General features: G+C 62.0%; 12 protein-coding genes, 1 tRNA gene and 1 rRNA gene (1 of these 14 only partly in view). 6 read left to right on the forward strand and 8 right to left on the reverse strand.

Annotated features, from left to right (window positions below; genetic code table 11):
* The 4 genes from F3W81_RS13055 to F3W81_RS13070 all read right to left on the reverse strand — a co-directional run.
* Nucleotides 1–285: ribosomal RNA gene (locus F3W81_RS13055) — 16S ribosomal RNA — on the reverse strand (it extends 1,179 nt beyond the left edge of the window).
* A gap of 744 nt (nucleotides 286–1,029) precedes the next feature.
* Complete coding sequence (msrQ, locus tag F3W81_RS13060) at nucleotides 1,030–1,671, reverse strand: protein-methionine-sulfoxide reductase heme-binding subunit MsrQ (RefSeq protein ID WP_193079581.1); 642 nt, start codon at nucleotides 1,669–1,671, stop codon at nucleotides 1,030–1,032.
* A 1-nt stretch (nucleotide 1,672) separates the two neighbouring features.
* Nucleotides 1,673–2,581 (reverse strand): protein-methionine-sulfoxide reductase catalytic subunit MsrP, encoded by a 909-nt coding sequence (msrP, locus tag F3W81_RS13065; protein ID WP_193079582.1) that lies wholly within the window; start codon nucleotides 2,579–2,581, stop codon nucleotides 1,673–1,675.
* Nucleotides 2,582–2,713: 132 nt separating this feature from the next.
* Complete coding sequence (locus tag F3W81_RS13070; protein ID WP_193079583.1) at nucleotides 2,714–4,258, reverse strand: FMN-binding glutamate synthase family protein; 1,545 nt, start codon at nucleotides 4,256–4,258, stop codon at nucleotides 2,714–2,716.
* 234 nt (nucleotides 4,259–4,492) lie between these two features.
* Here F3W81_RS13070 and F3W81_RS13075 point away from each other — a divergent pair, with 234 nt between their 5' ends.
* On the forward strand, nucleotides 4,493–5,248 hold the full coding sequence (locus tag F3W81_RS13075; protein ID WP_193079584.1) for a helix-turn-helix transcriptional regulator: 756 nt from the start codon (nucleotides 4,493–4,495) through the stop codon (nucleotides 5,246–5,248).
* 290 nt (nucleotides 5,249–5,538) lie between these two features.
* On the opposite strand, the gene clpB is transcribed toward F3W81_RS13075, so the two are convergent.
* Nucleotides 5,539–8,157 carry an ATP-dependent chaperone ClpB gene (gene clpB, locus F3W81_RS13080; RefSeq protein ID WP_193079585.1) on the reverse strand — a complete coding sequence of 873 codons (2,619 nt, stop codon included), beginning with the start codon at nucleotides 8,155–8,157 and terminating at the stop codon, nucleotides 5,539–5,541.
* A 219-nt stretch (nucleotides 8,158–8,376) separates the two neighbouring features.
* Between clpB and F3W81_RS13085 the strand changes: the two genes are divergently transcribed.
* Nucleotides 8,377–8,685, forward strand: a complete 309-nt coding sequence (locus F3W81_RS13085; protein ID WP_193079586.1) for a hypothetical protein — start codon at nucleotides 8,377–8,379, stop codon at nucleotides 8,683–8,685.
* 901 nt (nucleotides 8,686–9,586) lie between these two features.
* The gene (gene pyrF, locus F3W81_RS13090; protein ID WP_193079587.1) at nucleotides 9,587–10,303 is read left to right on the forward strand and encodes an orotidine-5'-phosphate decarboxylase; all 717 of its coding nucleotides are present in this window, start codon (nucleotides 9,587–9,589) and stop codon (nucleotides 10,301–10,303) included.
* Nucleotides 10,304–10,331: 28 nt separating this feature from the next.
* Here the strand turns inward: pyrF and F3W81_RS13095 are convergent, their stop codons facing one another.
* Complete coding sequence (locus F3W81_RS13095; protein WP_193079588.1) at nucleotides 10,332–10,778, reverse strand: NUDIX domain-containing protein; 447 nt, start codon at nucleotides 10,776–10,778, stop codon at nucleotides 10,332–10,334.
* 62 nt (nucleotides 10,779–10,840) lie between these two features.
* Between F3W81_RS13095 and F3W81_RS13100 the strand changes: the two genes are divergently transcribed.
* Nucleotides 10,841–12,106: a DNA polymerase IV gene (locus tag F3W81_RS13100; protein ID WP_193079589.1), complete on the forward strand. Its 1,266-nt coding sequence runs from the start codon at nucleotides 10,841–10,843 to the stop codon at nucleotides 12,104–12,106.
* Nucleotides 12,107–12,110: 4 nt separating this feature from the next.
* Here F3W81_RS13100 and F3W81_RS13105 read toward each other — a convergent pair whose 3' ends face one another.
* Complete coding sequence (locus tag F3W81_RS13105) at nucleotides 12,111–12,971, reverse strand: N-formylglutamate amidohydrolase (protein WP_193079590.1); 861 nt, start codon at nucleotides 12,969–12,971, stop codon at nucleotides 12,111–12,113.
* A gap of 146 nt (nucleotides 12,972–13,117) precedes the next feature.
* Here F3W81_RS13105 and F3W81_RS13110 point away from each other — a divergent pair.
* Both F3W81_RS13110 and ykgO read left to right on the forward strand, forming a co-directional pair.
* Nucleotides 13,118–13,192: transfer RNA gene (locus tag F3W81_RS13110), tRNA-Val, on the forward strand.
* Nucleotides 13,193–13,268: 76 nt separating this feature from the next.
* Entirely contained in the window at nucleotides 13,269–13,394 is a 126-nt protein-coding gene (ykgO, locus tag F3W81_RS13115) for a type B 50S ribosomal protein L36 (protein ID WP_072857948.1), read from the forward strand.
* A 144-nt stretch (nucleotides 13,395–13,538) separates the two neighbouring features.
* On the opposite strand, the gene F3W81_RS13120 is transcribed toward ykgO, so the two are convergent.
* Nucleotides 13,539–14,759 (reverse strand): phenylacetate--CoA ligase family protein, encoded by a 1,221-nt coding sequence (locus F3W81_RS13120; protein ID WP_193079591.1) that lies wholly within the window; start codon nucleotides 14,757–14,759, stop codon nucleotides 13,539–13,541.
* Nucleotides 14,760–14,784: the final 25 nt, after the last annotated feature.

Below are 14,784 nucleotides of genomic sequence, written 5' to 3' on the forward strand. Positions count from 1 at the left end.
AGTGTGGCTGATCATCCTCTAAAACCAGCTATAGATCGTAGACTTGGTAGGCCATTACCCCACCAACTATCTAATCTAACGCGGGCCGATCCTTCTCCGATAAATCTTTCCCCCGAAGGGCGTATACGGTATTACTCTCAGTTTCCCGAGGCTATTCCGTAGAGAAGGGTACGTTCCCACGCGTTACTCACCCGTCCGCCGCTCCCTCCGAAGAGAGCGCTCGACTTGCATGTGTTAGGCCTGCCGCCAGCGTTCGTTCTGAGCCAGGATCAAACTCTCAAGTTGAAAGCAACTTACGTTGCTATCCCTGACGTTCGAACCTCTGCACATCTGTTGACCCGGAGGCTAGTCCGGGTCGTCTCTGTTTGTTGTGCTTTGGTACCAAAGGTACCGAAAGCCGTCCAAACAGTGAAGCTGTCACTCTATCATCGGCCCGAAAGCCTAAGAGCGCGATATGCAGCGTTGATCATCGAAATGATCCAAACCGCCCACATATCTCTTCAGATACTCGCAATTTCAAAGAGCGTAGAGACAAAAACAACCAGTGCGCCCTAAACTATCGGCGCGCCGCCCGTCCTTACCTCTGAATTTCTTACACGCCTGACGATCAAGAAATCCCTCAGCAGCATCGCCACTTCAGTCCGTCTATCCCATCCCGCGTCCCGACATGCACCTCAGCGCCGCCGGTGAAGGGGGTTCTAAGGTTTCCAACTTTTACCCGCAAGCATAAAATTCAAAGAAACGTCACAAATTCCGCAGATCGCATTATTAGCGTTTAACTACAGATATTTATAACAGCAAAAAATCTGAATTTTTGCACTAAAACCGCTGGCATTGAGAGATCAGGACCACCCGGCGCAGGATTTCCCGCTGCTTCGAAGGCCTCTTCGAGTACTATGTGCTACTTTTGGACGCTGATTCACCCAAGTCCCAAGGTGCCACCGCCCGCTTTTCCAGACGTGCGAGAGTGGAAAAGCATGTCAGGCGGGCCGCTTGCGCGATCCGCCCGATGTCAGCTCACTCCAAAAATCAGGCGGTGCGAAGGCTGCGGCGCTTTCCCGTCAGGGGCAGTCGCAATGCCAGCAGAGCAAGGATCGCCCCCATGTAGATGTAGGGTTCGATCTGAAAGCCTTTGACCAGCAGGATAAAGTGCAGTGACCCGAGCAAGGCCGTCGCATAGACCAGCTTGTGTAGCTGCCGCCATGTCTTGCCCAGCCTGCGGATCGAGCGGTTGTTCGACGTGACCGCCAACGGGATCATCAACACGAAGGCCCCCATGCCGACCGTGATATAGGGTCGCTTCACGATATCAGCCCAGATCTGCGATAGGATCTGCACATCCAGCACCAGCCAGATCAGCAGGTGCCCGAGGATATAGAAGAAGGCCAGCAATCCAAGTGCGCGGCGATACTTCAGCAGGCTGATCCCTGCATAACGGCGCAACGGCGTGACACAGAGCCCGGCGATCAGTAGCCACAGCCCCCATTCGCCCATCTGATGCTCCATGTCCTTGACGGGATCGACCCCGAGCCGCCCGGTGACACCGGCCCAGAACAGGATCACCGGCGGCACCGCCCCAAGGATATAGAGCGGCCATGCAGGGACCTTGCGCAGCGTGCGATTGACAGGATCGGCGACGACACCGGGCAGCAGGGGAAGGGACAATGCCATCTCAGTAGTTCTTCTGCAGGTCCAGATCGGAATACATGCTGGCCACCTCGTCCCCGTAGCCGTTGAACATATCCGTCTCACGACGACTGCCGAAGAGCCCTGCGCCGATGACCCGCTCGGTGGCCTGGCTCCAGCGGGGGTGATCCACTGTCGGGTTCACGTTGCTGTAAAAGCCGTATTCCCGGTGGTTGGCATCCTTCCAGCTGGTGAAGGGCTGATCTTCCTGCAGGGTGATCCGCACGATCGACTTGATCGACTTGAAGCCGTACTTCCACGGCACCACCAGACGCAGCGGCGCGCCGTTCTGCGCGGGCAGGTCCTTGCCATAAAGGCCGGTCGCCATCAGCGTCAGCGGGTTCATCGCCTCGTCCAGACGCAGCCCCTCGCGGTAGGGCCAGTCGAGCACGGGACGCGAGACACCGACCATTTCATCCGGGCGGAAGGCAGTCTCGAAGGCGACGTATTTCGCGCCCGACTGCACCCCGACCTGATCCAGCAGCGCGCTCAGCTGAAACCCGTTCCAGGGGATGACCATCGACCAGGCCTCGACACAGCGCAGCCGATAGATCCGCTCCTCGATGTCCTTGCCCTTGAGGATATCCTCCAGCGCATAGGTGCCGGGCCGGTCGACCAGGCCGTTGATCTCGACACTCCAAGGCGAGGTGACAAGGCTATGGGCGTTTTCGGCGGGGTCTTCCTTGCCGGTGCCGAACTCATAGTAGTTGTTGTAGTTGGTGATCTCTTCGAGGGTATTGGGGGTCAGCCCCGTGGGCGCAGCAAAGGCCGGCCCCGCGATCGAGCCGATCCCAAGGCCAGCCATCGCGCCCGCCATGATCTGCCGCCGGTTCAGGTACAAACCCTCGGGTGTGACGTCGTTCTCGGTCAGTTTGCCGTTCCAGTTCCGCGCCATGAGGTCCTCCTGTCCTAACTCTCAGTTAAACTACGTCCTACCCCGGCTTTCAGTTTCGTCAAAATAAGGAATGGTAACGTCTGCGTGGCCATTGCGAAACATTTGCACCGGGTCCGACGGGGCAGCCCCCGTTTACTTGCGTGAATCCGGGGCCTGGACCGGGGCGGTATTGGGGTTGAGCGATGCGGGCAGATCGTCGCCGCCAAAGCTGGGGCGAATGTGGCGCAGCACGATGGAATCTCCGTTGGCCTGCACGATGCGCACATGGCGGCGGCGCATCAGGCGCGGCTCGGCCACGCCGACCGAGTGGGCGATCATCTCGACCTCCTTCACCACGGCCTTGGCGAAGTTCGCGACCTTGATGTACTTGCGCTCGGGCACCAGACCGCGTTGCAGGTGCGGATCGTGGGTGGTGATGCCCGTCGGGCAGGTGTTCTTGTTGCACTTCAGCGCCTGGATGCAGCCGAGCGAGAACATGAACCCGCGCGCAGAGGTGACGAAATCGGCCCCCGCGCAGATTGCCCAGGCCACGTCACCGGGGTTGACCATCTTGCCGCTGGCGATGATGCGGATGCGGTTTTTCAGGCCGAACTTGTCACGCATGTCGACCATGCGCAGCAGAGCCTCGCGCAGCGGCATCCCCACCATATCCATCAGCGGCATCGGGGCAGCGCCAGTACCGCCCTCGCCGCCATCAATGGTGATGAAATCGGGTGCGCATTCCGGGCCACGGGCGCGGATCATCTCGAACAACTCCTCATAGGCGTCCGAAGAGCCGATGACGGTCTTGAAGCCGACCGGCTTGCCCGTCACGTCGCGGATATGGCCGATCACGTCCAGCAGATCGCCGAAATTGTCGATCTCGGCATGGCGGTTCGGCGACACCGCATCCTTGCCCATCGGCACGCCCCGGATCTCGGCGACTTCGGCGTCAATCTTGGCGGCGGGCAGGATGCCGCCCTTGCCGGGCTTGGCGCCCTGCGCCAGCTTCAGCTCAAACATCCGCACCTGAGGTTTCGAGGCGACGGCGCGCAGCTTGTCGTCGCTGAGGTTGCCATCGTGATCGCGCACCCCGAATTTCGCCGTGCCGATCTGAAACACGATATCGCATTCGGCTACCAGATGGTGCGGCGACAGCCCCCCCTCACCCGTGTTCAGCCAGATACCGGCCTCTTTCGCGCCCATGCTCAGCGCCTCGACGGCGGGCTGTGACAACGCCCCAAAGGACATTCCCGAGATATTGAAAATCGACGGCGCCATATAAGGGTGTCGCGCATAGGGGCCGATCTGCAACGGCTTGGTCAGGGCGAACTGGTCATCCAACGGCGGAAACACCGCGTTGACGAAAATCGGCGTGCCGGGGATCGACAGGTTCTTGGTCGAACCGAAGGCCACCGTATTCCCCTGACCCTTGGCCGCCGTATAGACCCAGTCACGCTGCGCGCGGTTAAAGGGCATCTCCTCGCGATCCATGGCAAAGAAGTACTGGCGAAAGAACTCTCCCAGCTTGGTGAAGATGCCGCGGAACCGCCCGATCACGGGATAATTCCGCCGAACGGCATCCTCGCGCTGGCTGATGTCGAGCAGGAACATCACGACCACGGCAAGCGCCGCTAGGCCCATGGCAAACACAAAGGCCACGATCAGCCATTCAACAACTGGGGCGACCAGCTCCATACCGTAACTCCTCTCGCGGATTCTCCGCTCTCCCGGCACAATGTCCGACAGGTCATGGCGCAGCAACCGGAACTCTATGAAAACTTGACACGCGCGCGTATTAGTCTTGAACTGAGCGGCAGAAAAATGCTCAACCGCCCCGTCATTCTGACTCTCGGCCGGTCCGCGGACCAAGAGCCTCCATGAAACACACCGAAGTGCTCACCCGGTTGCCCAGATAAGATTTTTACGCTGATGAACACGCAAAGTTACATTCTGACAGATCTGTCTGCAAAGTTCGCCGCCGCGCGCTCTGCGGCCGACAGCTTTGCGATTCTGGCGGATGTAGCGCGCCCCTTTGGCTACACCCGGTTTCACTATACCCAAGGCTACCTCAATCAGGATCTGACCTTGTTTGACCGCGCCGCGCATTCGCGGATGGGCGCGGAATACTCCGCCATCATCGACGCCAATGCACATGAGCTGGCCGACCCCCTGATTGATCACTGCCTTGCCTCTGATCGTCCCAAGATGTGGTCCGAGCTGGCGACGGATTACCATTCGCCCTTGATGACCGAAAAACACCGCAAAAAGATCAACATCGTCAACGACTACGGCCTGCGCAGCGGTGTCACCTTCCGGATGCGGCGCACCCGTTATGGCAATGGCTGGTTTTATGCCGGCATCAGCTTTGTGCAGGAGCCGGGCGAATCCTCTGCTGAACATGACCGCGCCTATCTGGAGCATGCCGCCCACATCTCCAAGATCGCGGAAATTGCCGTCACCAGCATGAATGTTGGCGACATCTCGCGCCAGCGGTACGGATTGTCTGCGCGCGAATATGATGTGCTGAACCTTCTGGCCGAAGGTCTTCAGGTGCAGCAGATTGCAGATCGCCTCAGCCTGGCCGATCGCACCACGGCACATCATCTTGCCGCCATGCGCGCCAAGATGGGCGCACGCAGCAATGCGCAGGCCGTCGCGATGGCGATGAGGATGCAGGTGATCTGAGGGGCCGTCTGGATTTAAAATTTGCGGGTTTAAAAGTGGCGACCCGACTTCAGGTCGCCACTCTGAATAAATTGATTTAAAATATTATGTTGGATTTTCGGTGTCCCAACACGAGGACATTTGCCAAGGCGGCAGACCAGCCGCAATTGCACAAAGATGCAATTGACGCGGCCAGAGGTTCCGACCGCGTCAATCTCTAGTCTCCACAGACTTTTGTGGCTGAATCGCCCGCAGCGCCGGACCGTCACGCCCATCTTTTCAGCAGGCTCAGGCCCGGCACCACAGCCGTTTCAGTGCACCGTCGCTTCATCCGGCTTGCCGCGATCGCTGGCGCCGACCCGGTTGCCGATCAGCAACCCTTCGGCTCCTGCGGTCACCGGCACAGTGTCGCCATCGCGGATATCGCCCGCCAGCAACGCCTCGGCCAGCGGATCCTGCAGCACGCGCTGGATCACACGTTTCAGCGGTCGCGCCCCGAACACCGGGTCATAGCCTTCGTCCGCCAGCCATTTGCGCGCGCCATCGTCCAGCTGCAGCGTGATCTTGCGCGCCGCCAGACGTTTCAAAAGGCGCGACATCTGGATGTCGACGATCCCGGCCATATCCTTGCGCGCCAGACGGTCGAACACGATGATCTCGTCCAGACGGTTCAGGAACTCGGGGCGGAAGTGCGCCCGCACCGCGTCCAGAACATCGCGCTTGGCCTCACCGGCATCAGCCCCTTCGGGCAACCGGCTCAGCGCCTGCGCGCCGAGGTTCGACGTCAGGATGATCAGCGTCTGCTTGAAGTCGACCTTGTGCCCCTGACCATCGGTCAGCACGCCATCGTCCAGCACCTGCAGCAGGATGTTGAAGACATCGGGGTGCGCCTTCTCGACCTCATCAAACAGCACCACCTGATAAGGTCTGCGCCGCACGGCCTCGGTCAGCACACCGCCTTCGTCATACCCGACATAGCCCGGAGGGGCGCCGATCAGACGCGCTACGCTGTGCTTCTCCATGAATTCGCTCATGTCTATGCGCACCATCGCGTTGTCGTCGTCAAACAGGTACTCGGCCACGGCCTTGGTCAGCTCGGTCTTGCCCACACCCGTCGGCCCGAGGAACAGGAACGAGCCCAAGGGCCGGTTCTCGTCGTTCAGACCGGCACGCGCCCGGCGCACCGCATTGGCCAGCGCGCGAACAGCCGAATTCTGGCCGATGACGCGCTTATGCAGGCCGTCTTCCATGCGCAGCAGCTTCTCGCGGTCGCCCTCCAGCATCTTCGCGGTCGGAATGCCCGTCCAGCGCTCGACCACCTGAGCGATCTGCTCAGGCCGCACGGCCTCTTCAACCATGACGCCTTCGGCTTCCTGCTCTTCGGCCTCGCCCAGCTGTTTTTCAAGCTGCGGGATGATGCCATAGGACAGCTCGCCCGCGCGGGCGAGGTCGCCGTTGCGTTTGGCGATCTCAAGGTCCGCCCGCGCCCGGTCGATCTGCTCCTTGAGGTCGCGCGCCCCAGCCAGCTTGTCGCGTTCCGCCTGCCATTTGGCCGTCATGCTGTCCGAACGCTCCTGCACATCGGCAAGATCGCGTTCCAGCGTTTCCAGACGGTCCTTGCTGGCGGCGTCATCCTCGTTGCGCAGGGCCTCGATCTCGATCTGCATCTGCAGGATGTTGCGATCCAGCTGATCCAGTTCCTCAGGCTTGGAGTCGACCTCCATCCGCAGGCGGCTGGCGGCTTCGTCCACAAGGTCGATCGCCTTGTCGGGCAGAAAGCGGTCGGTGATGTAGCGATGGCTGAGCGTCGCCGCCGCCACCAGAGCCGAGTCGCTGATCCGCACGCCATGGTGCAGCTCGTACTTTTCCTTGATGCCGCGCAGGATGCTGATCGTGTCCTCGACCGTCGGCTCGGACACCATAACGGGCTGGAAACGACGGGCCAGAGCGGCGTCCTTTTCCACATACTTGCGGTATTCATCCAGCGTGGTCGCGCCGATGCAATGCAGCTCGCCCCGCGCCAGAGCGGGCTTGATCAGGTTGGCGGCATCCATCGCGCCGTCGGCCTTGCCGGCCCCGACCAGGGTGTGCATCTCGTCGATGAACAGGATCACCTCGCCCGCAGCCGCTTCGATTTCCTTGAGGATCGCCTTCAGCCGTTCCTCAAATTCCCCGCGGTATTTCGCACCGGCAATCAGGCTGCCCATGTCGAGCGCCAGCAGGCGCTTGTTGCGCAAGGATTCAGGCACATCGCCGTTGACGATGCGCAGGGCGAGGCCCTCGGCAATCGCGGTTTTCCCGACGCCGGGTTCCCCGATCAGCACCGGGTTGTTCTTGGTGCGGCGCGACAGCACCTGCATGGCGCGGCGGATCTCGTCGTCGCGACCAATGATAGGGTCAATCTTGCCCTCTTCGGCGCGCGCCGTCAGATCGAGTGCGTATTTCGAGAGCGCTTCAAAGGTATCCTCGGCGCTTTCCGTATCCGCCGTGCGACCCTTGCGGATGTCATTGATCGCGGCGTTCAGCTTTTGCGCGCTGACGCCCCCGGCCTCGAGCGCATCGCGCGCGCCGCCTTTGACCAGCGCAAGCGCGGTCAACAGGCGCTCAACCGGCACAAAGGTATCCTTGGCCTGTTTCGCGACCTTCTCAGCCTCGGTGATCACCTTGACGGTCTGGTTGTCCATATAGGTCTGGCCGGAATCGCCCCCAACCACCGGCACCTTCTTCAGCGCCACAGCCAGCGCCTGAGTGACAGCTTTCGCGTCACCACCGGCCTTGCCGATCAGATTGCTGGCGAGGCCTTCCTCGTCATCCATCAGGGCTTTCAAAATATGCTCGGGCAGCAGCCGCTGATGGTTTTCCCGAATGGCGATCGTTTGCGCCGCCTGAATAAAGCCGCGCGACCGCTCCGTGAACTTGGTCAAGTCCATGGGTGTCTCTCCTTTGTTGCAAGCGTTCCTCGGGCCGGCACCCTTCACGAGGCATGACCGGGTTGGAACCTCCTGACCAGAGATGGGGTGCGCCATCGGCGGGTTCAAGCCGGGTCCGGAACCGATAGGGAACTCTCTGGGAACTCTCTGGCGGGTTCGACCGTTTCGTCTGTGCAAGGGACAGGCACAGAGCAGAAAACCAGCGAGCAGGAGGTCCTCATGACGACGACCAAGACACGCATTTCGACGATCCGTTACAACCCCGCAGACCGGGCCTTCGAGGCCTCCGTGACGCTTTACGATCGTGGAGAAGCCTTCACTTACCCGATTTCACTGCGCGGCCCGATCACCATGGATTACACCGATGTCAGCGCCGCTGTCGTCGACATGGCCCGCCGTCGCCATACCCGCGATGACACCGCGATGCGTGCCCGCCGCCCCGACATGCACGGGTTCGAAAACCTGCCCGCCATCGTGCACCAGGCCACCAATGCCCTTTGGGACCGTTTGCTGCGCCGCGCAGCCTGATCCGCGCCCGCTGGTGACAGGGCCGCCCCTTTTGAGCGGCACCTCACCGCGGCGAGGCTGACCTTCGTCAGGAACCGTCAGAGCGTCTTTTCGAGACTTTTCAGCCTGAACATCGGTTCGAAAGGCCCCATTGCTTATATCTGCAATTGCGCCTGTCCCGCATCTTACCATGTATGCGACCACGTAGAGCCACAGCGGTGGAGGCTGTACACAGGCTACGGATACACCTGTAAAATCACGATAAACCTTAGTATACGCTAGACATTAACTTTCTTTAGATTTATTAATTCTCGAAAGTATAAAAACTTAAGCTTGGGTAGACCAGTCAGATCACCGTTCCACAGATTGCAATTCATGCAACGGGACATCGCTCCGACGCCACAATATCAATGTACGATTTACTTATTTGAAGCCTGAGAGGCGTTTTTCAATCCGCCATCTTCTATGATCAGACGCGCTGTAATTTGAGCAGCAACAGCGATCAGATCATTACCCGGAATGAAAATGCCTGTCTTTGATGTGCCTTAACGGGCGCTCGGCTTCTTCCGCCATGCGCTCGGCGCATCCGCTTTTCGCGCGGCCCTGCATTGTCTCATGACAGGGTAGCGCAGCCAGACCAGGTTGACGCCTCAACCGGCCGGTTCTGGAACAGGATGCAACACTGAGCGCGTCTAGGGTCCGGGACGACGGCTGCCGACCAGATATGCCCGGACCCCTTTTTTTGTCTCACCCTACGACTTGGGGCGGGGATCGTCCCCGGCAAGGCCTTTTCGGGCGCACCGCAGAAAAATCCCTGCAGAAAAATCTCACATGCACCCCGCCCTTGACGCGACCGCCCGGCCTGCGCATGACAACCCTGCCCTGTGCATCAGGGCCGCGCTGCACACCAAGGGGTCCCAAGATGACGCAAGATTACACTCAACCCGCCGATGATCGCCTGATTGTCGCCATGGACGTACCCAATGCCGTCGCCGGTCTGAAGCTGGCCGAACAGCTGGGCGATGCTGTCTCCTTCTACAAGATCGGGCTCGGCATGCTGACAGGCGGCGGCCTTGGCCTCGCCAATGAGCTCAAGCAGGAACACGGCAAGCGCATCTTTCTCGACATGAAACTGTTCGACATCGGCGCCACGGTCGAGGCTGCCGTGCGTGGCCTGTCGCAGTTCGATCTGGATTTCCTGACGGTTCACGGCGACCCCCACGTCGTGCGCGCGGCTCGTGAAGGCGCGGCGGGCACCGACCTCAAGATCCTCGCTGTGACGATCCTAACCTCGCTCGACCGGGCCGATCTGGATGCCAGCTGTCTGCGCGCGGGTACGATCCCCGATCTGGTCGCAGAACGCGCCGCCCGCGCGTTCGAGGCCGGCGCCCACGGCGTCATCGCCTCGCCGCAGGAAGCCGCGATGATCCGCGCCCTGCCCGAAGCCGAAGGCCGCCTGATCGTCACCCCAGGCATCCGCCCCGCAGACGACGCCTCAGACGATCAGAAACGCATTGCGACGCCAGCCAGCGCGATCCGCGACGGGGCCGACCATATCGTCGTCGGCCGCCCGATCTGGCGCGCGCCCGATCCGCGCATGGCCACGCAGGCCATCCTGGCGCAAATCGCCGCGATCTGAGGCAAAGCGATCTGGCGGGCCGACAGGCTCAGCCCGCCAGATACTCCGCCAGCCGGGACTGCAACCGGACAATCGCTCTGGGATCGGTCAGATAGTCGTCGATCCGCATCATCTGCCAGAACTGCCCCTCGTCCCCCAGCGCGATCTCGGCCCGCCGCTCGGCCCCCAGATGCGCCGCAAAGAACCAGACCTCGCGCCCCATGTGATCGTGGTAGAGACGGCCATAGTGCAGATCGGCCGCGCTCAGCCGCAGGCTCAGCTCCTCCTCCGTCTCGCGCAGCACGCAATCCACCGCACTTTCCCCCGCCTCGCGCCCGCCTCCGGGAAAGTCGAACATCCCCGGCTCCGCAATATCCGGCCGGTCGTCGCGCAGGATCACCGGCATCTCCTCTCCGAAGAAGATCACCAGCTTGGCGCCATGCACATCGCGTGCGCGCTGAAACGCTTCTTTTGAAATGTCGGTTTGCCTCATCATGGCGGGGGTATATCATGAACCCAACACACCGCACCCCCTTCCCAGATCTGTGACCCGCCCACATGCACGCCCTCTGCCGCGACTGCCTCACCGACTTCGACGCCGCCCGCGCGTCTGGCCTGCGCTGCCCCGCCTGCCGCAGCCCGCGTGTGATCGCGCACGACGAACTGATGTCGCTGTCCATCGCGCACATGGATTGCGACGCCTTCTATGCTTCCGTCGAAAAGCGCGACAACCCCGACCTCGCGGGCAAGCCCGTGATCATTGGCGGCGGCCGGCGCGGTGTCGTCTCGACGGCTTGCTACGTGGCGCGGATTCGCGGTGTCCGCTCGGCCATGCCGATGTTTCAGGCGCTCAAGCTCTGCCCCGATGCGGTGGTGATCAAACCGCGCATGGCAGCCTATGTCGAAGCCTCCCGTGCCATCCGCGCCATGATGGAGGAGATGACCCCCTCGATCGAGCCGCTGTCGCTGGACGAGGCCTTTCTGGACCTCACCGGGACCGAGCGTCTGCACGGCCACCCGCCCGCCGTCATGCTGGCCCGGCTGATCCGCCGGATGCGGGACGAACTGGGGCTGACCGGCTCCATCGGCCTCAGCCACAACAAGTTTCTCGCCAAGATCGCCTCGGACATGGACAAGCCGCACGGGTTTTCGGTGATCGGCAAGGCCGAGACACTGGAGTTTCTCGCTCCCAAGCCGGTGCGCCTGATCTGGGGCGTCGGCGCGGCGGGACAGGCCTCGCTGGACCGCGCAGGCATCCACACCTTCGCGGACCTGCGCCGCTGGGATCAACGCGACCTGGCCGCCCGCTTCGGCTCCATGGGCGACCGCCTCTGGCACCTGGCGCGGGGCGAGGACATGCGCCGCGTCACCGCCCATGCGCCGATGAAGTCGATCTCAAACGAGACGACGTTCTTCGAGGACACCTCGGACCCCGATCTGCTGGACGGGCATCTGTGGCGGCTGTCGGAAAAGGTGGCGGACCGCGCCAAGGCCAAGGACCTCGCGGGACGCGTCGTGGTGCTGAAGCTGAAGCGCGCCAATTTCTCGCTGATCACCCGCCGCCATGCGCTGCGCGACAGCACCCAGATGGCCGACCGGCTGTACCGCGAATCGCGCGCGCTGTTCGATGCGGTCGGGGATCAGGGGCCCTACCGGCTGATCGGGGTCGGGCTGACGGATCTGACCTCGGACGCCGATGCCGATCGCGCCCCCGACCTGCTGGACCCCAACGCCGCCCGCCGCAGCGAGGCTGAGCGCGCCACCGATGCGATCCGCGCCCGCTTCGGACCCGACGCCATCCGCAAAGGCCGCGCCCTGCGCTAGGCGGCTATTCGGCGGCCAGAGGAAGCCCTGCGCGGCCGAGATCGCTGATTTCCGACACCACACCGCGAATCACTTCGACGAAAGAGCCAAAGCTCGGCAAGGGCTCGATCCGGCGCTCATCCATATAGATCGCGCGGTCGATCTCGATTTGCACGGCATGCTGAGCGCGCCCGGGGCGGCCATAGTGCTGGGTGACATAGGCCCCGGCAAAGGGCGCATTGCGCACAACGTTCAATCCGGCGCTGGCAAAGGCGGCCTCGATCCGGTCGACCAGAAAACTGTCCGCAGAGGCGCCGAACCGATCGCCCAGCACCACCTCCGGGCGGCGACGGGCATTGCGCGCCACACCGTCCAGCGCCTCATGCGGCATCGAGTGGCAATCGAGCAGAATCGCCTCCCCGAAACCGGCGCGGGCCTCGTTCAGCAGCGACTGCAGCGTGGCGTGATAGGGGGTCCAGGTCCGCGCCAGCCGTTCCTCAGCCTCCTCCAGTGTCAGTTTACCGTGATAAATCGGCATTCCCCCTGCCACGACGCGGGGAATCACCCCAAGACCGGAGGCGATTCGCGGATTGTGCCCGCGTCGCCGCACGCCCTCGACCAGCGCCGGGTCGAGTTCATCGATTGCGCGGTTCATATCGACATAGGCGCGCGGCGTCGTCGCACAGAGCAGCGGCGCCCCAAACTCGGGCGCACAGGCGAATATCTGATCGACAAAAGCATCCTCGGAGGAGCGCACCTGATGCCTGTCCAGACGGGTTTTTTGCATCAAATCGTCAGGATAATCGCACCCGGAATGGGGCGAGGCAAACACCACGCTGGTGGTAAGCCGCTCGGGGCGGAAGAGATCATAGGCGGATCGTGTCATGACAACTCCGGATGCCCTTGGATATTACTCGAAAAAAGGAATGCCAAAAGCCCTTGATCCCGTCATCGACTCCTTTTATACGACCCGAACTGGCGAGGATATACGCGCTGCTTCAAGCGGAAACAGCGCAGTCCGAAACTGGTAATGGGTGATTAGCTCAGTGGTAGAGCACTTCGTTGACATCGAAGGGGTCACAAGTTCGAACCTTGTATCGCCCACCATGAATTCATCGGCAATCGCAGGATTGCCAACCGCGAAACACTGGCGCTAGCCGCGCCGCGACAAGAGGAGATGACCATGAAGGTTCGCAACTCGCTCCGCTCGCTGAAGCAGCGCCACCGCGATTGCCGCGTCGTGCGCCGTAAAGGCCGCGTCTATGTGATCAACAAGACGCAGCCTCGCTTCAAAGCACGCCAGGGCTGATTGCCCCGGCTGCCGCGACAGCAGCAACAGACTTACCGGAAAGGGTCGCTTTGGCGGCCCTTTTTCTTTGTGCCGTGTGCAAGTGGCCGGAGACGGAAGCCTCCGGCGGAAGTATTTCAGGCAAGATGAGGGAGCCTGGCGCGCCTAGTCGTAGACGCGCTGATCCTCGATCACGAGGCCGTCGTTGGGCAGGGAGCCTTTCGGAACGATCTCGATCTCGGCTTTCAGTTTCAGGGTCTGCATCACCGTGGAGAGGTAGCGCGCGCCGTCTTCGCCGTCGCTTTCGATGCGCACAATCATAATATCCGTCTCGTTCTGACGCCGGGCGATGACGCGGGCCCGGCTGACCTCGGCGTGCTGGCGCACGAAATCAGCCACCTGTTCGGGGCGAACGAACATGCCCTTGATCTTGGTGGTCTGATCCGCGCGCCCCATCCAGCCCTTGATGCGCAGATTCGTACGGCCACAGGGACTGACCCCCGGCAACACGGCGCTGAGATCGCCGGTGGCGAATCGGATCAGCGGGTAGTCGGGGTTGAGGGTGGTCACCACAACCTCCCCCACTTCGCCCGGCGCGACAGGATCGCCGGTGCCGGGGCGGACGATTTCGATGATCACGCCTTCGTCGGCGATCATCCCCTCCATCGCCGTGCTTTCGTAGGCGATATTGCCAAGGTCTGCCGTGGCGTAGCATTGCAGGCAGGTGATGCCGCGATCCGCATACTCCGCCCGCAGCGACGGGAACAAGGCGCCACCGCCGACGGCGGCGCGGGTGATCTGTAGCGGCAGGTTCAGCTCCTCCGCACGGTCGAGAATCACCTTGAGGTAATCGGGCGTGCCAGCATAGGCGGTGACGGCGAGGTCGTGGGCCGCACGAGCCTGCAGATCGGTCTGGCCGGTGCCTGCGGGCAGCACGGCCGCCCCCACCGCGCGGGCGCCATTCTCGAAGATCATACCGGCGGGCGTCAGGTGATAGCTGAAGCAGTTTTGAACGATATCGCCCTTGCCGATGCCACAGGCATGCAGGAAGCGTCCCATACGCCACCAGTCATGCGACGCACCACCGGGTTCATAGATCGGGCCGGGGCTTTGGAAGACATGGGCGAAGCCGCTGACCGGCAGCGTCGTCAGCCCGCCGAGCGGCGGTTGACCGCGCTGCGCCTGCATCAGGTCGGACTTGCGCAGCACGGGAAGCCGGCTCAGCGCGGCAACAGTGGTCACGCTGGCCGCATCGACGCCTGTCAGCCTGTCGCCATAGCCCGAGAGCCGCTGCGCCGCTGCAATCTGACGCGGTAGCTCTGCCGCCAGTGCGGCCTCGCGCGCGTCGATGCTGCGCGTTTCAAGCCTGTCGAAATGCTGTGTCATATTCGCCCCTCCCCAGTTGCGTTGC

The organism is Pseudooceanicola spongiae, from assembly GCF_014899185.1.
Classification (GTDB): Bacteria; Pseudomonadota; Alphaproteobacteria; order Rhodobacterales; family Rhodobacteraceae; genus Pseudooceanicola; species Pseudooceanicola spongiae.